Below are 21,884 nucleotides of genomic sequence, written 5' to 3'. Positions count from 1 at the left end.
CGCATGGATTTCGCACCCGATGCCCGGACCGAGGAGCTCGTCGCCGCGGTCTGGGACTTCCAGAAGACGTACGTCGAGCCGAACGAGTCGGTCTTCCACGAGCAGCTCGCTGCCCAGGACGACCCATGGGCCTGGGACTCGGTCCCGGTCCTCGGTGAGATCCGCGCCGAGGCTCGCAAGCGCGGCCTGTGGAACCTCTTCCTGCCGGGTGAGGGCGGAGCCGGCCTGACGAACCTGCAGTACGCCCCGCTGGCCGAGATCACCGGCCGCAGCCACCTCGCGCCGGCCGCGTTCAACTGCGCCGCGCCCGACACCGGCAACATGGAGGTGCTGCACGACTTCGGCGACGAGGCACAGAAGAAGGAGTGGCTCGAGCCGCTCCTGGACGGGCAGATCCGCAGCGCGTTCGCGATGACCGAGCCGGCCGTGGCCTCCTCCGACGCGACCAACATCGAGACCTCGATCGTGCTCGACGGCGACGAGTACGTCCTCAACGGCCGCAAGTGGTGGATCACGGGCGCGATGAACCCCAACGCCAAGATCTTCATCGTGATGGGCAAGACCGACCCGACCGCCGAGCGCCACAAGCAGCAGTCGATGATCCTGGTCCCGCGCGACACCCCGGGCCTCACGATCAAGCGCGGCATGGAGGTCTTCGGCTACGACGACCACGACCACGGCGGTCACGCCGAGCTGGTCTTCGAGGACGTACGCGTCCCGGCGGCGAACCTCATCGGCGCCGAGGGCATGGGGTTCGCGATCGCCCAGGCCCGTCTGGGTCCCGGCCGCATCCACCACTGCATGCGCTCCATCGGCCTCGCCGAGCGGGCGATCGAGCTGATGTGCGCCCGCGTCGAGGACCGGGTCGCCTTCGGCAAGCCGCTCTCCGAGCAGGGCGTGATCCGGGACTGGATCGCCGAGTCGCGGGTGCGGATCGAGCAGCTGCGCCTCCTCGTCCTCAAGACCGCCTGGCTGATGGACACGGTCGGCAACAAGGGCGCCCACACCGAGATCCAGGCGATCAAGATCGCCACCCCGGCCACCGTCCAGTGGATCCTCGACAAGGCGATCCAGGCGCACGGCGCCGGCGGTCTCTCCCAGGACTTCCCGCTGGCCAAGGCCTACGCCGGCATCCGTACGCTCCGGTTCGCCGACGGCCCGGACGAGGTGCACAAGAACGCGCTGGCCAAGGCCGAGCTGCGCAAGCAGGCGGCACGACGGGAGGGACGCCAGTGAGCGGGCCCATGACCTCGGAGGAGCTGAAGGGCCGCGTCGAGGACTTCCTCGCCGAGCACCCGGTCGCGACGACCGAGCCGAGCGCCTTCCTGCATGCTCGCTATCAGGCGGGACTGGCCTGGGTCGCCTTCCCCGAGGGCCACGGCGGGCTGGGGCTGTCCCGGGCGATGCAGCCGCAGGTCGACAAGCTCTTCGCCGCGGCCGGTGCCCCCGACAACAACCCGCGACGCAACGGGATCGGGCTCGGCATGGCCGCGCCGACGATCCTCGCCTACGGCACGCCGGAGCAGAAGTCGCGGTTCCTGGAACCGCTGTGGTGCGGCGACGAGATCTGGTGCCAGCTCTTCTCCGAGCCCGGCGCCGGTTCCGACCTCGCCGGGCTGGCGACCCGGGCGGTGCTCGACGGCGACGAGTGGGTCGTCAACGGACAGAAGGTGTGGACCTCGGGCGCCCACAACGCCGACTACGCGATCCTGGTCGCCCGGACCGACCCGGACGTCCCGAAGCACCGCGGTCTCACCTACTTCTTGTGCAACATGCACGATCCGGGTGTCGAGGTGCGGCCGCTGCGGCAGATCACCGGCGAGGCCGAGTTCAACGAGGTCTTCCTGACCGACGTACGGATCCCCGACGCCCACCGGCTCGGTGCGGTCGGTCAGGGCTGGGAGGTCGCCAACGCCACCCTCAACAACGAGCGTGTCGCCATCGGCGGCGCCGCCATGCCCCGCGAGGGCGGGATGCTCGGTGTGGTCGCCGAGTCGTGGCGGGAGCATCCGGAGAACCACACCCCGGAGCTGCGCGACCGGCTGCTCAAGCTCTGGGTCGAGTCCGAGGTGGCCCGGCTGACCGGGACCCGGTTGCGACAGAAGCTGGCCGTCGGTCAGCCCGGTCCCGAGGGGTCGGCGATGAAGCTGACCTTCGCCAAGATCAACCAGCAGCTCACCGGTCTCGACCTCGAGCTCCGCGGTGACGAGGGTCTTCGCTACGAGGACGGCGACGGCTGGGCCATGGTCCGGCCCGAGCACGTCGACTTCGTCGGCCGCGACGCCGTCTATCGCTACCTGCGCGCCAAGGGCAACTCCATCGAGGGCGGCACCTCGGAGATCCTGCGCAACATCGTGGCCGAGCGCGTCCTCGGCCTCCCCGGGGAGCACCGGGTCGACAAGGACGTTGCCTGGAAGGCCATCCCCCGATGAAGGAGTCCGCGATGAGCACAGCCGAAGTCGAACTGCTCGACAACGAGCTCGACGCCGACCTACGTGCCACGGTCAGATCGTTCCTGTCCGAGCGCTGCGACCCTGCTGAGGTCGTCAAGGCCTACGACGGTGACAGCTCGCTCACCCCGGTCCTGTGGAAGGGGCTCGCCGGCGAGCTCGGGCTTGCGGGGCTGCTGGTCCCGGAGTCCCACGGTGGCGCCGGCGCGACCACCCGTGAGGCCGCCGTGGTGCTGGAGGAGCTGGGCCGGGCAGTCGCTCCGGTGCCCTTCCTGACCAGCGCCGTCGTGGCGACCTCGGTGCTGCTGGCCGGGCCGACCGAGGCGGGTGCCGACCTGCTCGCCGGGCTGGCATCCGGGGAACGGACCGCCGCCCTGGCCGCACCCTTGTCGGCCTCGGTCATGTCGGGGGTGGGGACGGGCTCGAGCACCGTACGCTCTGTCGCGGGCGCGCTGGAGGCGGACACGTTCCTGGTGCCGGTCTGGACGCCGGACGGCGTCGAGGTACGAGCGGTCCCGGCGGCGCAGGCGAAGGTCACGCCGGTCTCCTCGCTCGACATGACCCGCCAGCTCGCCGACGTACTCGTCGACCCGTCCGCGGGGGAGCTGGTGGTGACGACCGATCGCGGTGCCGACGGCGTACGTTCCGGTCTGCTCGCCGGGGCCGCGCTGATGGCCTCCGAGCAGGTCGGGGTGGCGCAGTGGTGCCTGACCACGACGGTGGACTACCTCAAGGTCCGGCGCCAGTTCGGCCGGATCGTGGGTGGCTACCAGGCACTCAAGCACCGGCTCGCGGATCTCTACACCAACGTCGAGGGGGCCGGTGCGGCTGCACGCTACGCCGCCGGAGCGCTGGCCGTCGGGAGCGCCGAGGAGGCCGAGATCGCGACTCACGTCGCGGCGGCGTACTGCGGCGACCTCGCCGTCACCGCGGCCGAGGAGGCGGTGCAGCTGCACGGTGGCATCGGGATGACGTGGGAGCACCCCGCCCACCTCTACCTCAAGCGGGCCAAGGCCGACCAGATCGCGTACGGCCTCCCCGGCGCCCACCGAGACCGCCTGGGGACCCTGGTCGACATCTGATGCCGAGGCGTCACACCGGTCGGCCGAGCCGGCACCTCGGTGCCGGCTCGGCCGACGCGGGTGACGTCTCGACTACTTCTCCAGGGCCATCAGGGCCAGGGCCAGGAGGAGACGGTCGCCGGGGGCGGCGATGCTCTTGCCGGTGAGGTCCTGGATCTGCTTGATGCGGTAAATGACCGTGTTGCGGTGGCAGATCAGGTCCTGGGCGGCGTGGGTGGGGGAGCCGCCGTGGGCGATGAGGGCACGGAGCGTCGCCAGCAGCACGTCGGACTGGTGCGGCGGCTGGGCGAGGATCGGGCCGAGGGTGCGGCGGACGAGCAGGTGGGAGACCGCGGGGGACGCGGTCAGGAGCACCTGCGGGAGCCGGTCGTCGACGACCGCGATGTCCGTACGTCCTCGGGGCACCGTCTCGACCGTGTGCGTCGCGAGCTGGAAGGCGGTGCCGAACCCGCTCAGGTCGTCGGCGGTGGCGATCCCGACTCGGCCGGAGTTGCAGCCGACGAGCTGGTCGACCAGGTCGGCGACCGCGTCGGCAACAGGGCGCGTCCCCAGCGGCACCAGCCCGAAATGGTGGTCACCGCGGACGTGCCAGAACGACATCAGGTTGGCCTTCTCCAACCGGTCGTCGGGGTTGCGCAGCGGTGAGTCGCGGCTGCCGTCGAAGGCGGCGACGACGCAGGCCATCTGCTCGTTCGCGGCGATCCCGAGGATGTCCTGGACCTCGGCGGCGAAGGCCGGGTCACCACCGCGGCCCTCCGCGAGCCCGTCGAGCAGGCGGCCCTGGAGCTGCAGGTCGCGACGCTGCAGCAGCGCCGACTCTCTTCGGTAGGCCGCCGACATCACCGAGTTCTGCACGTCCAGGTCGGTCCAGACCTGACGGCCGGCGAGCACCATGACCCGGTCGTCGATCCCCAGCGTCGCCTGCTGGTGGACCATCGCCTCCCACAGCATCCGGGTGCCGACGGTGTAGGCGTTGAGACAGAACTCCAGAGGCACGCCCTGACGTGCCCGCCGCCGGCCGGTCTCGCGCCACAGGTCCACCGGATTGGCGCCCGGGGTGAGCCCCGCCATGGCGCGGATGCCGCGGCGTACGTGCTCGCGGGTGCTCGAACGAAGGTCCGCCCGGATCGAGGGGTCGGCGTTGCGGTGCCACTCCGGCTGGATGGCGATCAGGGTGAGGGTGATGTCGTCGGCGATGGCGTCGGCCTGGCTCACCAAGGAGGCCCAGGCACGCTCCACCAACGGACGAAGCTCCGAGTCGGGAGATGTGTCACGCATCACATCCATGTGCGGAGCGTCCCATGCGGATCACCGTATCCGCCAGCAAACGAGGGAATCTCAGACGCTGCGCCTGAAAGATTTTGGGCGCAGTGCCCATATCCCCGGTTGTGCGGAGAGTCCAAAGTGATAGCCGTCACAGAAGGTGAAGGGAGCACCATGCAGATGCCTGGCGAAGGCGATCCGACCTCGCCGCTGTTCGCGGTCGACGGAGTCTCGGTCCGGTTCGGCGGCGTACGCGCCCTCGAAGACGTCTCCTTGGAGGTCGCACCCCATGAGGTGCTCGGCGTCATCGGCCCCAACGGCGCCGGTAAGACGACGCTGTTCAACGTGGTGTGCGGTTTCGTCAGCCCCGCCGAGGGCGAGCTCCGACTGCGCGGCACGACGATCCACGGTCTTCGGCCGCACCAGCTCGCCGGCCACGGCATCGCCCGGACCCTGCAGGGCCTCGGGCTCTTCGAGCGGATGACGGTGCTCGAGAACGTGATGGTCGGGGCCGACCGGCTGGCACGCGCCGGCTTCGTACGCGGTCTGCTCGGGCTCGGCCACCGCGACGACGCCCGCCTCGCCGCCAAGGCGCGCGAGGTCCTCGGTGAGCTCGGGATCGAGTCGTACGCCGCCCGTTACCCCGGCAGCCTGCCCTACCCGATCCGGAAGAAGGTCGCGCTCGCCCGCGCCCTGGTCGCCGAGCCGGAGCTGCTGCTCCTCGACGAGCCCGCCAGCGGGCTCAGCGCGGAGGAGATGAGCGAGCTCGGCGAGATCATCACCGGGCTGACCGAGCGCACCGCCGTGATGCTCGTCGAGCACCACATGGACCTGGTGATGTCGGTCTGCCACCGGATCACCGTGCTCGACTTCGGCCGCGTCATCGCGGCCGGCACACCCGACGAGATCCGCAACGACCCGGCCGTCCTCGCCGCCTACCTGGGTGACCAGGTCGAGCACGACGACGAGGACGCCGAGGTCCACGCGGTGGTCACGACGGGCTCGACCAACGACGAGGTGGAGGCCTGATGTTCGCCGTCGAAGACCTGAGCGCCGCGTACGGGCCCGTCAAGGCGCTCAACGGGGTCAGCTTCACCGCGTCGAGAGGGCAGGTCACCGCGGTCCTGGGTGCCAACGGCGCCGGGAAGACCACGCTGCTGCGCACGGTCTCCGGGCTGGTCAGGTCCACCGGGGGCAGCGTGACGCTCAACGGCAAGGACATCACCCGCACCGCGACCGAGAAGCTGACGTCCTACGGCCTGTCCCACGTCCCGGAGGGGCGCGGCGTCATCGCCGAGCTGACCGTCGTCGAGAACCTGCGTCTCGGCGGTCTGCACCGCGCGACGGGGTCCGAGCCGATGCCGATCGAGCGGATCTTCGAGCTCTTCCCACGTCTGGGCGAGCGCCGCGAGGCCACCGCCCACATGCTCTCGGGCGGTGAGCGGCAGATGCTCGTCATCGGCCGTGCGCTGATGGCGCGGCCCACCGTCCTCCTGCTCGACGAGCCCTCCCTGGGGCTCGCCCCTCGGGTCGTCGCGCAGATCTTCGACCTGCTCCGCGGGCTGGTGCAGACCGAGGAGCTCACCGTCGTGCTCGTCGAGCAGAACGCCCGAAGTGCCCTGTCCATCGCTGACCACGGCGTCGTGCTCAACCTCGGCAAGGTCGTCGCCTCGGCGCCGGCCGCCGAGCTGGCCGCCGACGAGCAGCTCCGCCACGCCTATCTCGGGTTCTAGGAGAACAGGACGATGCAACAGTTTCTCGACACCACCCTCGGCGGGCTGGTCCTGGGCGCGGTCTACGCCGCGTTCGCGCTGGCCCTGTGCCTGATCTGGCGCTCGACCCGGATCGTCAACTTCGCCCAGGCCGCGATGGCGATGGTGACCACCTACATCGCGCTCTCGCTCATCAACGTGGACGTGCCCTACTGGGTGGCCTTCCTCGCCGCGATCGCCGCCGGGTTCGTGCTCGGCGCGGTGATCGAGCGGGTGATCATCCGCCCGGTCGAGGGCAAGGCCGAGCTCAACGCGGTGATCCTGACCCTCGGGCTGTTCATGGTGCTCCACGGGCTGACCGCGATCACCTTCGGAGTCCAGCACCGCGGCTTCCCGGCCCCGGTCAGCACCAGCGCGATCTCGGTCGGGGACACCTCGATCGGGATCACCCCGTTCGGCATCCTCACCATCGTCGTGGTCGCCGTGGTGATGGCTGGGCTCGTCGTCCTCTTCCGCTTCACCGACCTCGGGTTGCGGATGAGGGCCTCGGCCTTCAACGGTGAGGTCTCCCGGCTCCTGGGCGTACGCGTCGGCCGCATGCTCACCCTCGGCTGGGCGCTCGCCGCGGCCGTGGGAGCGGTGGCCGGGATGCTCATCGCGGGCGGTGACCTGGTGAACCCGGCGTTCATGGACCCGTTCGTGATCTACGGCTTCGTCGCCGCCGTCCTCGGCGGGCTCGACTCGCCGATCGGATCGGTGATCGGCGGGCTGATCCTCGGGCTCTCGCTCTCCTACGTGACCGGCTACGTCGGTGAGCACCTGGCGCCGCTGGTGGCGCTGGGGATCTTGATGCTGGTGCTGCTGGTACGTCCCAGCGGCCTGTTCGCGGCGGCTGCGGCCAGGAGGGTCTGACCCATGGAGCGTCTGAGTTCTTTCATCGGCCCGCTGGTCCGTCCGGTCCGGAGCGTGCCGCTGGCCTGGCACCTCCTCGTCGGGCTCCTCGCGTTCCTGGTGGTGGCGACGGTTATCGGCTCCTCCAGCCAGTACCTGCAGACCCGCTACGCCGAGATGGCCTTCTTCGCCATCGCCGCCGGCGGTCTCACGCTGCTGACCGGGCTCTCCGGCCAGCTCTCGCTCGGCCACGGCGCCCTGATGGCCGTCGGTGCGTACGCGGCCACCCTGGTGCTCGAGCGCACCGGCGGCGAGACGCTGGCCGACGTCTTCGTCGCCCTGCTGGTGGCGATCGCCGTGTGTGCTGTGGTGGGGGTGATCGTCGGGGTCCCGGCAGCACGGTTGCACGGTCCCTACATCGCCGGCGCGACGCTGACGTTGGCGGTCGCGGTCCCGCGCCTGGCCAACCAGTGGGAGTTCCTCGGTGGCGAGCAGGGGCTCCAGGTGCCGGTGCCGCGCGCTGCCGAGCTGCCGGCGTGGATCCAGGACCTGGTGTGGTTCTTCACCGCCGCCGAGATCGACCAGTACTCCTTCCTCGCCTACCTCGGCTGGCTCCTCCTGATCCTCGCGTTCGTGGCGCTCGCCAACCTGAGCCGGTCCCGGGTGGGGAGGAGATGGCGGGCCGTGCGGGACGACGACGTCTCCGCCGAGCTCGCCGGGATCCACCTCGGCCGGGCCCGGGTGGTCGCCTTCACCGTGAGCGCGATGTGCGCCGGGCTCGCGGGCGGGCTGATGGCCATGAACGTACGTCTCACGGCGCCGGGCGCGTTCACGATCACCCTCTCGCTGACCCTGCTGGCAGCGGTCGTCCTGGGTGGGCTGGGGAGCCTGACCGGGGCGCTCATCGGGGCCGGTGTCCTGGCCTTCCTTCCTCATTTCGCCACCGATCTCGGGGAGTCGGCCGGGCTCAGCGCGACCCAGGCCGCAGAGGTCACCCCGGTGGTCTACGGGCTGGTGCTGATGCTCGTCATCCTCCTCGCCCCAGCGGGGATCGTCGGCAGCCTTCGCTTGTTCCTAGCGCGCTCATCTCTCGGGTCATCAACCAAGGAGAAGACAACATGAGAAGCACCGCACGCAGAGCCGCACAGGTCGTCTGCGTCCTCACCACCGCCTCACTTCTCGCGGCCTGTGGCGCGGGGAAGGAGCGGCCCTCCGAGGACGGGACGGCGGTCGGCGTCACCGACACCACGATCAAGATCGGCGCGCACTTCCCGCTGACCGGTCCGGCCGCGCCCGGCTACTCCGAGATCCCATCGGGCCATGAGGCGTTCTATGAGTACGTCAACGACGCCGGAGGCGTCCACGGTCGCGAGATCGAGATGATCGTCAAGGACGACGCGTACAACCCGACCAACACCAGCGCCGTCACCAACGACATGATCCTGCAGGACGAGATCTTCGCGATGGTTGCGGGCCTCGGCACCCCCACGCACCGCGCGGTCGTGCAGCGGCTCAACGACGACGGCATCCCGGACCTGTTCGTCTCCAGCGGCTCGCTGCAGTGGGGCGACGATCCCGAGACGAGCCCGATGACGTTCGGCTGGCAGCCGGACTACGAGATCGAGGGCAAGATCATCGGGCAGTACGTCAAGGAGAACATGCCCGACGCCAAGGTCGGCCTCTTCCTGCAGGACGACGACTTCGGCGAGGACGGCGAGAAGGGCGCGCGACAGTTCCTCGACTCCCAGATCGTCGACGTACAGAAGTACACGCCCGGTGGGTCGACCGACTTCTCCCCGCAGATGTCCTCGTTCAAGTCCAAGGGCGTCGACCTGGTCCTCGGTTTCAACACGCCGTCCTACACGGCGCTGAGCCAGATCGCCGCGCAGGGTGTCGGCTTCAAGGCGAAGTGGTTCTACTCGAACGTCGGTGCTGACCCGGCGCTCGTCGGTGGTCTGCTGGCGTCGATGACCAAGGGCAAGATCCCTGCCGAGCAGGGCGTGAAGCTGATGGACGGGATGATGACGACCGAGTACATCCCCGGCGTCGACGCTCCCGACGACGAGTGGGTCAAGCTCTGGCAGAAGGTCTGGGACTCCTACTCCAAGAAGGGATCCGAGAAGCTGACGAACTACCGGATCTACGGCATGTCGCAGGCCTACACGTTCGTCCAGGCGCTGCAGGCCAACGGCAAGGACCTGACCCGGGAGTCGATCGTGGAGACGATCGAGAAGGAAGGCGCGTCCTTCGAGGGGCCGGGCCTCGCGCCGTTCCGGTTCTCCGAGGACTCGCACCTGGGCATCTCCGGGGTGAGCGTGGTCGAGCTCAAGAACGGTGCTTCCGAGCCGCTCACGCCGGTGCTCGTCACCGACATCGGCGACGCGCCCATCAAGGAGGACGACAGCGCCGCCTCGGACGCCCCGCCCTCGTCCGGCATCCCGGAGTGACGTGGGACTCACTCGATACTGATCAGTAGGTTGCTGCACGTTCACGGACCGGCCTCGGTTACAGTGGTTGACCCTCACCAACGCCACTGGAGGTGGTCGGTCCGTGAACGTACTCGCACCCGGTAGCGGCGTGGTTGTGACCGGTGCAGCCCGGGGGATCGGGAAGGCCATGGCCACCCGGTTCGCCGACGAGGGATGCCGTGTCGTCGTGGCGGACATCGACGCCGCCGAGCTCGGCTCGGTCGCTGACTCGATCGGCGCCCTCGCGGTCCCCGGCGACGCCGCCTCGGCCGCCGGCACCGCGGCGCTCGTGGACGCTGCCCGGGAGGAGCTCGGCAAGATCGACGCCTGGTACGGCAACGCCGGAGTCGAGCGCGGCCGCGGCCTCGAGGCCTCCGACCACGCCTGGCTGACCTCCTACGAGGTCAACGTGCTCGCCCACGTACGCGCCGCGCGGCTGCTGCTGCCGGAGTGGGTCGCCCGCGGTGCCGGTCGGTTCGTGGTCACCTCCTCCTCCGCGGGTCTCCTCACGCTCCTCGGCTCGCCCTCCTACGCGGCCACGGAGCACGCCGAGATCGCCTTCGCCGAGTGGCTCGCCGCCACCTACCGGCATCAGGGCGTCGTCGCCCAGGCGATCGTCGCGCGCAGCGTGAAGACGGCGATGCTCGAGCGCTCCTCCGGACTCCCGGGCTTCCGCACGGCCGAAGGCGCGCTCACCGCCGAGGAGGTCGCCGACGCCGCCTGGGACGCCGGGCAGGGCTCGCAGTTCTGGATCTCGCTCGAGCCCGACGTGGCCGAGGAGTACGCCACCCGTGCCGCAGATGTCGATGCCTGGCTGGATGGTGTGAACCGGATCCGGCAGGAGCTCGACGGCGAGTCCGACCAGCAGTGAGGGGGCGAGCGCTCCTGGCGCTCGCCCCCTGCTGCTGTCAGCGAGCGGTCAGCCCGCGAGCTCGACCGTGACCGCGTTGGAGCAGCGGTCGGTCCCGGCGTCGCAGAGCCGGTATTCCGGCGCAGGTGCCGAGCGGTCCACCGTCTTGTCGGTGTAGTGACCGGTGTTCGGCACCGTTGCGACGACCGTGCCGTCGCGGACGACATCGACCTGTGCGGCGGTCGCGCCGTGCCAGGCCAGGTCCACGGCGATGCCCGAGCGGGTCTCGTGGGCCTCAGCGCTCAGCCGGTAGGCCGCGCCGACCCGGACCTTGACCACCTTGCCGGGGCCGGTCCTGGTGCCGAAGTAGACGTACTCGCCCTTGGGGTCGACCGCCGCCGCGACGAGACCGTCCTCGCCCTTGTCCAGCGTGGTCGAGCCAGCCTTCTCGAAGGTGTCGAGATCGATGTTGAACACCTGGCCGGCCAGGGTTCCGAACGTCGCGAACCGGCCGCTGGGGTCGATGACACCGGAGGTCAGTCCCACGGCCACGTCGATGGCCGTATCGCGCTCGAACTCGGCCAGGTCGATCCGCACCAGCTTGCCGGCGCTGGCCTCACCGCTGCCGAAGTAGGCATAGCGTCCGTCCGGGTCCATCACCGACGAGCGCAGGTAGCGCTCACCCGAACCCAGTGTGATCGAGCCGACCTGCTCCATGGTGTCGAGATCGACCTTGATCACGCGTCCCTGCGGATAGTTCAACGTGCCGAAGTAGCCGAACCTGCCATCGGGATCGATGACCCCGGTCGTCAGGTGCTCACCGGCGACCGTCGCGGCGCCCACTCTGGTGAACGTCGTGAGGTCGACCTTGATCACCTTGCCCGGGTTCGTCCCGGTGCCGAAGTAGGCGTAGCGACCAGCGGGGTCGATGACCGACGAGCGGAGGTTGTGCTCGTCGGCCGCCAGCAGCAGGATCTTGTCGAGCTTGAAGGTGTCCAGATCGATCCGTACGACGCGCGCCGGCGAGGTCGCGATCCCGAAGTAGGCGTACTTGCCCTGAGGGTCCATGACTGCGGTCTGGAGCATCTTCTGGGCGACGCCGACGCCGAGGGTCCCGACCCGCTTGAACGTCTTCAGGTCGTACTTGACGATGACGCCCGGCAGCGGCTCCGACTGGTTGGCGGTGCCGAAGTAGGCGAACCGCCCGGCCGGGTCGATCACCGCGGACTGCAGGTACTTCTGCAGGCTCGCGGTCTGCTGGCTGCCGACCCGTGCCGGGATCGGGGTGCCGGCGCCTGCGAGGGCGACCCGCTGGCCGGGGCCGGCGCTGCTCGCGACCGCGAAGCTCGCCTGCGCCGCACCCTGCTCGGTCGGCCGGAAGGTGATCTCCAGCGTGCAGGTCTCGAGCCTGGCCAGCTGGAACGGAACACCCGAGCAGGTGCCGCTCTCGTGGACGAAACCGTTGGCGTGGTCGGTCACGTCGAACACCGTGACCGGGACGCCGCCGGTGTTGGACAGGGTGATCGTCTTCGCCTCGGCGGTGGTGCCGATGGGGACCGAGCCGAAGTCGAGCGCGTCGTCGGACAGCGCAATGGCCTTACCGGTCGGTGCCTCCAGCGCCAGGTCGACGGTGGTGGTCTCGTCGGTGCTGATGGCCGCCGGCTGAGAGCCGGTGACGTAGGCGGTGGCCGAGGCGGTGACGGTGTAGCTCCCGGTGGAGACGAGGGCCGAGAAGTGGCCCTCGGCGTCGGTCGTCGCCGGCAGGCCGACCGGGCCGGACTCGGCCTTCACCGAGACGGTGGCGTTCGCCACCGGTGCCCCGGTATCGGCGTCGGTGACGGTCCCGGACACGGTCCCGGTCTCGCCACGCGGCGCAGCCGCTGCCGCTGCGTACGTGTCGAGCCGGCCCTGGCCCCACACGTTGTTGTCTCCTGCGGTGCCGCCACAGCTGAGGTCCTCGACGTCGATCGCGGTCTCGTCCAGAAGCCGCCTGGTCAGGTCGATGTCACGCCTGACGGCCGGCGCGGCCGACCACAGCAGTGCGATCGAGCCGGCAACGTGGGGTGCGGCCATCGAGGTGCCGCTGCCGACGGCGTACTTGCTGCCCGGGTAGGCGGAGCGGATGGCGACGCCGGGGGCGGAGACGTCGGGCTTGATCAGGTCGTCGTCCCACTGGGAGGGGCCGCGGCTGGAGAACGGGGCGATGTTGCCGTCGGCGTCGAACGCGCCGACGCCGTAGCTCGCCTCCATGTTTCCGGGGTTGCCGTCGCTACCGCAGGTGGGGCCCTCGTTGCCGTTGGAGAACACCGGGAAGATGCCGGCCGCGACCCAGGCGTCGACCGTCTGCTTGAACCACGGGTCCTCGCCTGCGGCGGCGCTGCCCCAGGAGTTGTTGACGACGTCGGGACGCAGGTCCGGGCGCGGGTTGCGTCCGCCACGGGCGGTCGGCGCCAGCATGAACTGTCCGCTGGAGAGCAGCATGCTCTGGTTGCAGGTCGATCCCGAGCATCCCTTGGCCGCGATCCACTTCGCGCCGGGAGCGACACCGATGTGGTTCTCGGCACCGTCGTCGCCGACCATGGTGCCGGTGGTGTGGGTGCCGTGACCGACGTTGTCGCAGGGCACGGTGTTGATGATCCCGCACGAGACGCCCGGGTCCCACCAGCTGTAGTCGTGGTTGAAGGTGCCGTCGCCGTTGTTGCCTCGATACTGCTTGACCAGCGCCGGGTGGTTGTACTGGACGCCGGAGTCGATGCTGCCGACCACGATGCCCTCGCCGGTGGCGTCGAACTCGTCCCAGACCTTGGGTGCGCCGATGCGGTCGATGCCCCACTCGACGTCGTCGGTGGCGGCGATCTCGCCCGCAGGTGTCGGCTCGGGCAGCGTGTAGGTCCGGTCGGCCGTGACCTGGGCGACCTCCGGGAGCGAGGTGATCCGGTCGAGCAGGTCGGCGTCGCCGGTCACCTCGACGGCGTTGGCGATCCAGAACGACTGGTAGTCGGCCCCGGCCTCGTCGAGGACGTCGATCAGGTCGGCCTGGCTGGTCTCGGCCGTCTCCTGCAGCTCGTCGCGTACGACCTCACCCTGCCGGGCACGGTCGGTGATCCGGGCCGCGTCGTCCAGGTCGGCCTGGTCCTTCAGATAGACCCAGAACGTCGTGGTGGTGTCGTCGTCGCCGGCGAGCTCGGTGAGGACCCGGGGCTCGACCTCGACCTCGTGCCCAGCGGCGTCGGCTCCTGAGGCCGCGGACAGGGTCGCGCCGGCGGGCAGCGCGAGTGCCGCCAAGGCGGTGGCCAGTGCGATGCTCGCCGTACGCGGCGCGGCTGGGATCAACCAGCCGGGCTTCCATCTGGATCTGGTCATGATTTCCTCTCGCAGTGGGGTAGGGCAGGTGCCGTGATCACAGGGGCTCGAACCCCGCGCCGGCCTCGTCCGGCTCGGGGTCCTCGTCCGCGTCTCGGTCGCTCACGGCCTCGGTCTCGTCGGGGCAGTCTTGGCAGCCGCTCATGATCGATCAGCGTGGCCGGGGCAGGTGCTGCGGTGCGAGTGGGCAGATGACCCAATCAATGGGTCACCTCGACGGTGGTCAGCGGTGGGGCTCGTCGAGGAGCCCTGCCTCGGCGGCGGTCATCGCGGCGGCGGTGCGGGTCGAGACCTGCAGCTTGCGCATGGCCGATTCGAGGTGGCGACCGACGGTCCGAGGCGAGAGGAACAGCGCCGTGCCGATCTCCCGGTTCGTCATCCCCTTGGCGACGAGGGCCAGCACCTCGCGTTCTCGCGGCGACAGCTCCTCGCCGTAGCCGTGTCGGCCACGGCGCCACGTCCGGGCGACGTCGGCGCCCAGCGCGCGCAGCTGTCGGGCGACCCGGTCGGCGTCCCGTCGGGCGCCGAGCGCGGCGAAGCCTGCTTGGGCGCGCTCGAGGGCGGCCATCGCCTCTTCGGTCCGGTCCGACCCCGTCGCCAGCAGGCAGCGGCCGCGTCCTTCGACGGCGACGAGCTCGTCGTACGGCCGAGGGATCGACGCCCACGACGCCGCGCTCTCGGCGTAGTGCTCGGCGGCCCTGCCGACCTCACCCTCGGCCTCGGCGAGGACGGCCCGACAGCCGGCGACCGCTGCCGCGGCCGCCGGAGCCGCGGCGAGATCCAGAGCGTCGGCGATGGTCGAGACGAGCTCGACGGCCTGATCACGTCGCCCGGTTCGGACCAGTGCCTCGACGTGGACGACGACGAGGTCTGTCGCCCACAGCCACACGCCCTTGGTGGCGACGAGGTCCATCGCCGGGGAGGTGAGTGCGTACGCGCGCTCCGGATCTCCCTCGACCAGGGCCGTGCGGCCCAGCGACGCGGCCGGCACCACGGTCATCGGCTCGGCGATGCCGAGCTCTCGCAGCGTGCCCGCGACCTCGGTCAACGCGAGCGCGCCGGCATGGCCGTCCTGGCCGGTGACGTGGCGGACCAGGCCGGACAGCACGGTGGCCAGCAGCCGGTCATGGACCTCGGTCGTCTCGCGGCGGGCGAGGCCGGACATCGTCTCGGCGAGACCGTCCCAGGCGCCGGTGTACCAGGACAGGATCGCGGTCGTGATCTGTGAACCCTCGGCGACCCGATGATGCTCGGGGTCGGGGAGGTGGGCCTCCGCGGCGGCGATCAGCCGCCGGGTCTCCTCGAACCGGCCCCACGGGAGCGAGGCCGCGGCCACGTTGAGCAGGCCCGCCGCGTACAGGCTGACGTCCCGAGGCCGATCCGATCGCGGCTGCTCGATGCGATGCACGGCGTCCCAGGCGGCGTCGTCTCCCAGCAGGAGCAGGGCGGAGGGGCGAGCCGTGCCGACCGCCACGTCGAGCTGCGAGGCATCGATGGTCTCGGCCAGCTCCGTCGCGCGGTCGAGCCATGCGGCGTGACGGGCGGCGGGCCAGTCGGGCACGAGCGGCATCGCGAGGTTGCACATCATCATGCCGGCGAGGTCCGGACGGTGGCTCAGGTCGGGGATCGCCGCCTCGAACTCGCCGAACGCGGCCTGTTGCCGACCGATGCGCCACAACGAGCGTCCCAGCAGCAGCCGGAGCTCGCCCCGGTCGGGCGCCGCCAACCTGGTGTCGGCGATGACGCCGTGGATGGTGCCGACGACCCGGTCGAGCACGTCGCCGAGGGCGGCGCCGCCGTAGTAGACGGCCTCGCCGAGCTTCGCAGCGAGCCGCAGCCGCCGGTCGACGGGATGCTCGAGGTCGAGCAGCTGGAGGAGCAGGGTCACGGCGTTGCGGTCGTCGCCCGACTGCAGCGCCACGTCCGCGCCGGCCTCGGCGTAACGGCACCAGGACGCGGTGTCACCGGACTCGCGCGCATGGCGGATCAGCCGGTCGAGCGCATCCGGGTCGAGTCGAGCGACCGCTGTGGTCGCGCGGGCGTGCAGGTGGCGTCGCCGCGAGGCGGGCATCGCCTCGTCGACCGCCTGGGCGTCGAGAGCGTGCCGGAAGGCGAACCGGCCGGTGCCGGCCTCCTGCATCAGGCCGGACGACAGTGCTGCTGCGACGCCGTCGCGGGCGTCGTCCTCGGACAGGTCGGCGACCTCGGCCACCAGGTCCGCACCGACCGGGGCCGCCAGCACCGCCGCGGCCTCGAGCGCGCCCCGAGCCGCCGGCGGCAGCCGCACCAGACGCTCCAGCACCGAGTCGCGCACCGTCGCCGGCACCGCCAGCTGATCGAGTACGCGGCGAACCCACTGGCCCTCGCGGCGCACGATGTCGCGGCGGTCGGCGAGCAGGCGTACGCACTCCTCGACCGCCAGCGGCACGCCGTCGGTGCGCTCGTGGAGGAAGGCCGCGAAGCCTGTCGAGACCTGGTCGGAGCCGAACATCGACCCCACCAGCCGTCCGGTCTCCTCGACCGAGAGGGGCGTCAGGGCGATGCGTACCCGGGCCGTCCCGGCCGGGGCGCGCGAGGTGAGCCGGAGGAGCGGTGCTGACTCAGCGACCTCGGCCGGCCGGTAGGTCACCACCAGCGAGCGATCGGCGGCACCCGAGGCGACGAGGGTGAGGAGCAGCTCCAGGGTCGCGGTGTCCGCCCAGTGCGCGTCCTCCAGGACCAGCACCGCGACCTCGAGCCGGTCGAGGAGCTCCGTCAGGGCGCGGAAGAGGCGGTGCCGGGTCGCGCCGGCCGTGTCCAACGGGTCCAGCGCCGCCGGCAGCACGTCGGTCCACTCCGGGAAGAGCGGCCGGAGCGCGCCCGCGATCGGCGTCAACCCGGTCGGTGGGCCATCCGGGCTCAGGCGCCGGATGCCGTCGACGATCGGACCCAGGGGGAACGGCTCCGCGAGCGGTGGAGCCGTGCACGTCAGCACCCGGGCGTCGCTGAGGGCGTCGACGGCCTGCCCGACCAACCGGGTCTTGCCGATCCCCGGCTCACCCTCGACGACCACCAGCGCGGGCCCGTCCCGCAGTGCGTCGACGATCGAGGCGAGGTCGCCGTCGCGTCCCACGAAGGCTGGTGGCGCGCCCGCAGGATCCGCCGACTCCCGGATCAAGTCGTTCACCTCGCTGTCCTCGCCCCAGGTGGGCGGGGACAGGCTAGCGGGTGGCTCCGGCCGGGGTAACACGTCGTTCGTGGTCCCTCGGTTCGCCGAGGAGACCAGCGCGAACGGGACTCTTCAACTAGGGCATGTCTGACAAATCCACGCCCGCTACGCGATGTTTCGCATCCGATCTGGCTGCGTTGCCGCCACTCGAAAGCCGTCAGGATGTCTTCGCGACGGACGCCTTGCCAGATCGGCCCGAAACACCGCTCGCGGCCGCCGTGTCTTTACCAGACATGCCCTAGTCTCGCGGGCGTGGAACCTTTGGTCTCGACCTGGCTCAGTGGCCTCGACGGCATCCCGACGCAGGCCCAGAACGTCAACCAGCAGCACTATGCGGCCAGCCTGATGAAGCTGCCGGTCGCGATCGCGGCCTATCGGCTCCGCGACCGCGGGCTGCTGTCGCTCGACGAGCCGATCTCGGTCCATCCCGACTTCGACTCCGCTGTCGAGGGATCGCGCTTCGAGATGGACCCGGCCGAGGACCAGGATCCCGAGACCTGGGAGGCGGTCGGCTCCGCGCTGCCGCTGGGTGATCTCGTACGCCGCTCCCTGACCGTCTCCGGCAACCTGGCCGTCAACCTCGTGCTGGAGCGCGTCGGCCTCGAGGAGGTCGCTGCGGTGCTCGCCGACGCCGGCGTGACGCCGATGACGACCGTCTCGCGGGGGATCGAGGACGCACCCGCGCGCGAGGCCGGGCTGCAGAACCTGGTGACCGCCAACGACATGGGCAAGCTGCTCAGCAAGCTCGCCTCCGGCCGGCTGCTGTCGCCCGAGTCGACCGCGGAGGTCGAGGGGATCCTGGTGGCCCAGGAATACCGCGACGCGATCCCGCTCGGCGTGCCCGAGGACGCCGTGGTGGGCAACAAGACCGGCTGGGTCGACGGCGTACGCCACGACATGGCGATCATCCGGCCTGCCGAGGGCCCCGCTCAGGTCATGGTCGTCCTCACGACCGGCCTGGACGACGACGAGTCGGAGTTCCGGATCAGCGAGGTCGCGCGCTATCTGTGGTCGACCCTGTGACGGTGCCGTCGGTCGTCGCGGTGCGCACCCAGCGTGTCCGGGTGCCGCTGCACACCCCGTTCGTGACCGCGCTGCGGCGTACGGAGTTCGCGGAGACGGTCGTGGTCACCGTCGAGGACTCCGACGGGTGCCTCGGGTGGGGCGAGGCGCCGCAAGTATGGCAGGTCACCGGGGACTCGCTCGCCGGATCGGCTGCTGCTCTCGAAGGGCCCATCACGGATGTGCTGGTCGGGGCCGCCGCTGATCTGTCGTCGGCCGGACTGATCCAGCGTGCGGTCGTCGGCAACCGATCGGCCAAGATGGCCGCCGACATCGCGCTCCACGACCTCGTCGCCCGGCGTGCCAGGGTGTCCATGGTCGAGCACCTGGCCGGTGGACCGGGCATCCCGACGCACCTCACCACCGACATGACCCTCTCCGTAGGCACCCCTGCCGAGCTGGCGGAGGCGGCGGCCGCACGAGCCCGAGACGGCTTCACGACGCTGAAGATCAAGGTGGGCACCGATGCCGCCGGAGACGCCGAGCGCGTGCTCGCGGTCCGCGAGGCCGCCCCGGGCTGCGTACTCCGCCTGGACGCCAACACCGGCTGGCGCGCGGACGAGGCGGTGGCGGTGCTGACCACCCTGGCCGACCAGGACGTCGAGCTGGAGTTCGTCGAGCAGCCGGTGGCCCGGCGGGACCTGGAGGCGATGGCGTACGTCCGTCGTCATCAGCCCTACCGGATCCTGGCCGACGAGTCGGTCTTCGACCTCGAGGACCTCGTCGACGTCATCCGGGCGGGCGCGGCGGACGCGATCAACGTCAAGCTGGCCAAGTGCGGCGGGATCACGCCCGCCATCGAGCTCCTGCGGGTCGCCGAGAGCCACGGTCTGGGCCGTCTGGTCGGCTGCATGATGGAGTCCCACCTCGGCATCGGTGCGGCGGCGGCGCTGGTCGCGGCGACCGGTATCCCCGGCGAGCAGGACCTCGACGCGGGCTGGTGGGCGAGGACCAGTCCGTACGCCGGTGGCATCACCTACGACGGCCCCCGCATCGTCTTCCCCCACGCCCACGGTCTCGGCATCGAAGGAGTCCTCCCATGACCACCGTCAACCAGCCCACCTTCGTCGTCGCCGAGCCCGCCGCCGACGCCGAGCACGAGACCGAGATCGTTCCCGGTGAGGAGGTCGTCGTCCTGAAGTCGCAGGGCGAGTGGACCTACGTCGTCGTCCCCGCGCACGCGTCCTCGAAGGACGAGCGTGGCTACCCCGGCTGGCTGCCGACGGACGCCCTCGCCGGCGATGTGGACACCGTGCTCGCCAAGGCCCGCACCTATCTCGGCGTCCCCTACGTCTGGGGAGGCACCACTGAGGCCGGCATCGACTGCTCCGGCCTGGTCTTCCGAGCCGCAGAGGCCATCGGCGTACGTGTCCCGCGGGACGCCCGCGACCAGGCCGCCGCGCTCCCGGCGATCGAGCTCGACGAGGTCACCGCCGGCGACCTCTACTTCTTCGCCCTGGAGCCGGGCGACCGGATCACCCACGTCGCCATCGCCACCGCGCCACCCGAGCCGGGCGGCGTACGTCCGATGATCCACGCCGACGGCGACAAGATGCTCGTGGTCGAGGAGCCCATGCCCGCAGACCGCCTCGCCACCCTCGTCGGCGCCGCTCGTCTATGACGCCGAGGCGTCAGCTACGTCGGCCGAGACGTCACAGTCCTGCCATCTCGGTCAACATAGCTGACGTCTCGCGCGGCAGAAGTGACATTTCGGCCCGGTGAGTTAACTTCGAACGTATGACTCGCACAGGGGCACTGAGTCCGCAGAGCCGCGATCTCGCGATCGGCACGATGGTCGGTGCGGCGGGGGAGACCGAGCTCGACGTACTCGTCGTCGGCGGAGGTGTGACTGGCGCCGGAGTGGCGCTGGACGCCGTCACCAGAGGCCTGAGCACGGGCCTGGTGGAGCAGCGCGACCTGGCCTCGGGAACGAGCTCGCGGAGCTCGAAGCTGGTCCACGGAGGTTTGAGATACCTGGAGATGCTCGACTTCGAGCTGGTCCGCGAGGCGCTCCAGGAACGCGGGCTGCTGCTCAACACCCTGGCCCCGCACCTGGTCCGGCCGGTGCCGTTCCTCTACCCGCTGACCAACCCGGTCTGGGAGCGCGCCTACATCGGCGCCGGCCTCGCGCTCTACGACGGGATGGCGAGCTTCGGCCCGCTCTCCGGACTCGGCAACTCCGGCCTGCCGCGCCACCGCCACCTGACCCGCCGGGGCGTCGCCAGGATCGCCCCCGACTTCAACACCGACGCGATCACCGGCGCGATCCAGTACTACGACGCCCAGGTCGACGACGCCCGTCTGGTGATGACGATCGCGCGCACGGCCGCCTCCCACGGCGCCCACATCGCGACCCGGGTCCAGGTGACCGGGTTCCTGCGCGAGGGCGAGCGGGTCGTCGGCGTCCGGGCCCGCGACCTCGAGCACGACCAGGACTTGGTCATCCGCGCCAAGACCGTCGTCAACGCTGCCGGGGTCTGGACCGACGACATCCAGGCCATGGTCGGCGGTCGCGGGGCCCTGCACGTGAAGGCGTCCAAGGGCATCCACCTCGTCGTCCCGCGCGACCGGATCCGCTCCGAGTCGGGCTTCATCGTGCGCACGGAGAAGTCGGTCCTCTTCGTCATCCCGTGGGGCCGCCACTGGATCATCGGCACCACCGACACCCCCTGGACCTACGACCTGGCCCACCCGGCGGCCTCGAAGACGGACATCGAGTACGTCCTCGAGCACGTCAACGCGATCCTGCGAGTGCCGCTCGATCTCGAGGACGTCGAAGGCGTCTACGCCGGGCTCCGCCCGCTCCTCACCGGCGAGTCCGACCAGACGGCTGCCCTCAGCCGCGAGCACACCGTGGTCACGCCCCTGCCGGGCCTGGTGCTGATCGCCGGCGGCAAGCTGACGACCTACCGGGTGATGGCCAAGGACGCCGTCGACGCGGCGGCCCACTCGCTCGGGACGACCACCAACATGACCCTGCGCGACTCGATCACCGACAAGGTACGCCTGGTCGGGGCCGAGGGCTTCGAGACCCGGTCCAACCAGCGGGTCCTCCTCGCCCGCCGCTCCGGTCTGCACGTCGCCCGGATCGACCACCTCCTCGGCCGCCACGGCGGGCTGATCGACGACATCCTCGACCTCATCTCCCAGCGCCGCCCACTCGCGCTCCCGCTCGAGGGTGCCGAGGACTACCTCGCCGCCGAGGTCGTCTATGCGGTCACCAACGAGGGCGCCCGTCACCTCGACGACGTGCTCGAACGCCGCACCCGGATCTCGATGGAGACCTTCGACCGCGGCGTACGCGCTGCTCCAGCCGTTGCCAAGATCATGGCCGAGGAGCTCGGCTGGGACGAGCAGCGTGCCAAGGAGGAGGTCGACCACTACCTGCGCCGCATCGAGGCAGAACGCCGCTCCCAGCTCATGGTCACCGACGAGGAGGCCGACCGCGCGCGACTGGAGGTCGAGGATCTCGTCTGAGTTCGTCCGACCCCGGCGGAATTGCCGTGGCGTGCCAAGCGGTTGACGTAGCACTCTG

At 70.6% G+C, this 21,884-nt stretch carries 16 protein-coding genes; 13 read left to right on the top strand and 3 right to left on the bottom strand.

Annotated elements, in window-relative coordinates:
* The first annotated feature begins 3 nt into the window (after window positions 1-3).
* The 3 genes from WBG06_RS07060 to WBG06_RS07050 are packed head-to-tail and all read left to right on the top strand — an operon-like array spanning window position 4 to window position 3,532.
* Window positions 4-1,236, top strand: a complete 1,233-nt coding sequence (locus WBG06_RS07060) for an acyl-CoA dehydrogenase family protein (protein ID WP_336735881.1) — start codon at window positions 4-6, stop codon at window positions 1,234-1,236.
* 8 nt (window positions 1,237-1,244) lie between these two features.
* Window positions 1,245-2,432 carry an acyl-CoA dehydrogenase family protein gene (locus tag WBG06_RS07055; protein WP_336735880.1) on the top strand — a complete coding sequence of 396 codons (1,188 nt, stop codon included), beginning with the start codon at window positions 1,245-1,247 and terminating at the stop codon, window positions 2,430-2,432.
* 11 nt (window positions 2,433-2,443) lie between these two features.
* Window positions 2,444-3,532: an acyl-CoA dehydrogenase family protein gene (locus tag WBG06_RS07050; protein ID WP_336735879.1), complete on the top strand. Its 1,089-nt coding sequence runs from the start codon at window positions 2,444-2,446 to the stop codon at window positions 3,530-3,532.
* Window positions 3,533-3,604: 72 nt separating this feature from the next.
* Here WBG06_RS07050 and WBG06_RS07045 read toward each other — a convergent pair whose 3' ends face one another.
* Window positions 3,605-4,810: a PucR family transcriptional regulator gene (locus WBG06_RS07045; protein ID WP_336735878.1), complete on the bottom strand. Its 1,206-nt coding sequence runs from the start codon at window positions 4,808-4,810 to the stop codon at window positions 3,605-3,607.
* A 159-nt stretch (window positions 4,811-4,969) separates the two neighbouring features.
* On the opposite strand from WBG06_RS07045, the gene WBG06_RS07040 reads away from it, so the two are divergent.
* The 6 genes from WBG06_RS07040 to WBG06_RS07015 all read left to right on the top strand — a co-directional run bounded on the left by WBG06_RS07040 (window position 4,970) and on the right by WBG06_RS07015 (window position 10,737).
* Complete coding sequence (locus WBG06_RS07040) at window positions 4,970-5,824, top strand: ABC transporter ATP-binding protein (protein ID WP_336735877.1); 855 nt, start codon at window positions 4,970-4,972, stop codon at window positions 5,822-5,824.
* Window positions 5,824-6,528 (top strand): ABC transporter ATP-binding protein, encoded by a 705-nt coding sequence (locus tag WBG06_RS07035; protein WP_336735876.1) that lies wholly within the window; start codon window positions 5,824-5,826, stop codon window positions 6,526-6,528. Before WBG06_RS07040 ends, WBG06_RS07035 begins: the two co-directional genes overlap by 1 nt.
* 12 nt (window positions 6,529-6,540) lie before the next feature.
* Window positions 6,541-7,419, top strand: coding sequence for a branched-chain amino acid ABC transporter permease (locus WBG06_RS07030; protein WP_336735875.1), 879 nt, complete (start codon window positions 6,541-6,543; stop codon window positions 7,417-7,419).
* Between the two features lie 3 nt (window positions 7,420-7,422).
* Window positions 7,423-8,520 (top strand): branched-chain amino acid ABC transporter permease, encoded by a 1,098-nt coding sequence (locus WBG06_RS07025; protein WP_336735874.1) that lies wholly within the window; start codon window positions 7,423-7,425, stop codon window positions 8,518-8,520.
* The gene (locus tag WBG06_RS07020) at window positions 8,517-9,845 is read left to right on the top strand and encodes an ABC transporter substrate-binding protein (RefSeq protein WP_336735873.1); all 1,329 of its coding nucleotides are present in this window, start codon (window positions 8,517-8,519) and stop codon (window positions 9,843-9,845) included. Before WBG06_RS07025 ends, WBG06_RS07020 begins: the two co-directional genes overlap by 4 nt.
* A 103-nt stretch (window positions 9,846-9,948) precedes the next feature.
* Window positions 9,949-10,737, top strand: a complete 789-nt coding sequence (locus WBG06_RS07015; protein ID WP_336735872.1) for an SDR family NAD(P)-dependent oxidoreductase — start codon at window positions 9,949-9,951, stop codon at window positions 10,735-10,737.
* A 48-nt stretch (window positions 10,738-10,785) separates the two neighbouring features.
* Here WBG06_RS07015 and WBG06_RS07010 read toward each other — a convergent pair whose 3' ends face one another.
* Window positions 10,786-14,079 (bottom strand): S8 family serine peptidase, encoded by a 3,294-nt coding sequence (locus tag WBG06_RS07010; protein ID WP_336735871.1) that lies wholly within the window; start codon window positions 14,077-14,079, stop codon window positions 10,786-10,788.
* A gap of 223 nt (window positions 14,080-14,302) precedes the next feature.
* A complete protein-coding gene (locus WBG06_RS07005) occupies window positions 14,303-17,245 on the bottom strand; it encodes a helix-turn-helix transcriptional regulator (RefSeq protein WP_336735870.1) in 2,943 nt (980 codons plus the stop codon).
* Between the two features lie 294 nt (window positions 17,246-17,539).
* Between WBG06_RS07005 and WBG06_RS07000 the strand changes: the two genes are divergently transcribed.
* The 4 genes from WBG06_RS07000 to WBG06_RS06985 all read left to right on the top strand — a co-directional run bounded on the left by WBG06_RS07000 (window position 17,540) and on the right by WBG06_RS06985 (window position 21,826).
* Window positions 17,540-18,310 carry a serine hydrolase gene (locus WBG06_RS07000; protein WP_336735869.1) on the top strand — a complete coding sequence of 257 codons (771 nt, stop codon included), beginning with the start codon at window positions 17,540-17,542 and terminating at the stop codon, window positions 18,308-18,310.
* Window positions 18,295-19,392, top strand: a complete 1,098-nt coding sequence (locus WBG06_RS06995) for a dipeptide epimerase (RefSeq protein WP_336735868.1) — start codon at window positions 18,295-18,297, stop codon at window positions 19,390-19,392. The genes WBG06_RS07000 and WBG06_RS06995 overlap by 16 nt, the downstream gene beginning before the upstream one ends.
* Window positions 19,389-19,970 (top strand): C40 family peptidase, encoded by a 582-nt coding sequence (locus WBG06_RS06990; RefSeq protein ID WP_336735867.1) that lies wholly within the window; start codon window positions 19,389-19,391, stop codon window positions 19,968-19,970. Before WBG06_RS06995 ends, WBG06_RS06990 begins: the two co-directional genes overlap by 4 nt.
* A gap of 116 nt (window positions 19,971-20,086) precedes the next feature.
* Window positions 20,087-21,826: a glycerol-3-phosphate dehydrogenase/oxidase gene (locus WBG06_RS06985; protein WP_336735866.1), complete on the top strand. Its 1,740-nt coding sequence runs from the start codon at window positions 20,087-20,089 to the stop codon at window positions 21,824-21,826.
* Window positions 21,827-21,884 lie beyond the last annotated feature (58 nt).

It is taken from the genome of Nocardioides sp. CCNWLW239 (genome assembly GCF_037137035.1).
Taxonomy (GTDB): domain Bacteria; phylum Actinomycetota; class Actinomycetes; order Propionibacteriales; family Nocardioidaceae; genus Nocardioides.
This window is presented reverse-complemented; position numbering and strand designations above follow the sequence as displayed.

Coding starts and splice junctions, on each gene's coding strand:
- WBG06_RS07040 (WP_336735877.1), top strand. CDS start 4,970: ATGCAGATGCCTGGCGAAGGCGATCCGACCTCGCCGCTGTTCGCGGTC.
- WBG06_RS07060 (WP_336735881.1), top strand. CDS start 4: ATGGATTTCGCACCCGATGCCCGGACCGAGGAGCTCGTCGCCGCGGTC.
- WBG06_RS07050 (WP_336735879.1), top strand. CDS start 2,444: ATGAGCACAGCCGAAGTCGAACTGCTCGACAACGAGCTCGACGCCGAC.
- WBG06_RS07020 (WP_336735873.1), top strand. CDS start 8,517: ATGAGAAGCACCGCACGCAGAGCCGCACAGGTCGTCTGCGTCCTCACC.
- WBG06_RS06990 (WP_336735867.1), top strand. CDS start 19,389: ATGACCACCGTCAACCAGCCCACCTTCGTCGTCGCCGAGCCCGCCGCC.
- WBG06_RS07045 (WP_336735878.1), bottom strand. CDS start 4,810: ATGCGTGACACATCTCCCGACTCGGAGCTTCGTCCGTTGGTGGAGCGT.
- WBG06_RS07055 (WP_336735880.1), top strand. CDS start 1,245: ATGACCTCGGAGGAGCTGAAGGGCCGCGTCGAGGACTTCCTCGCCGAG.
- WBG06_RS06985 (WP_336735866.1), top strand. CDS start 20,087: ATGACTCGCACAGGGGCACTGAGTCCGCAGAGCCGCGATCTCGCGATC.
- WBG06_RS07025 (WP_336735874.1), top strand. CDS start 7,423: ATGGAGCGTCTGAGTTCTTTCATCGGCCCGCTGGTCCGTCCGGTCCGG.
- WBG06_RS07030 (WP_336735875.1), top strand. CDS start 6,541: ATGCAACAGTTTCTCGACACCACCCTCGGCGGGCTGGTCCTGGGCGCG.
- WBG06_RS07035 (WP_336735876.1), top strand. CDS start 5,824: ATGTTCGCCGTCGAAGACCTGAGCGCCGCGTACGGGCCCGTCAAGGCG.
- WBG06_RS07010 (WP_336735871.1), bottom strand. CDS start 14,079: ATGACCAGATCCAGATGGAAGCCCGGCTGGTTGATCCCAGCCGCGCCG.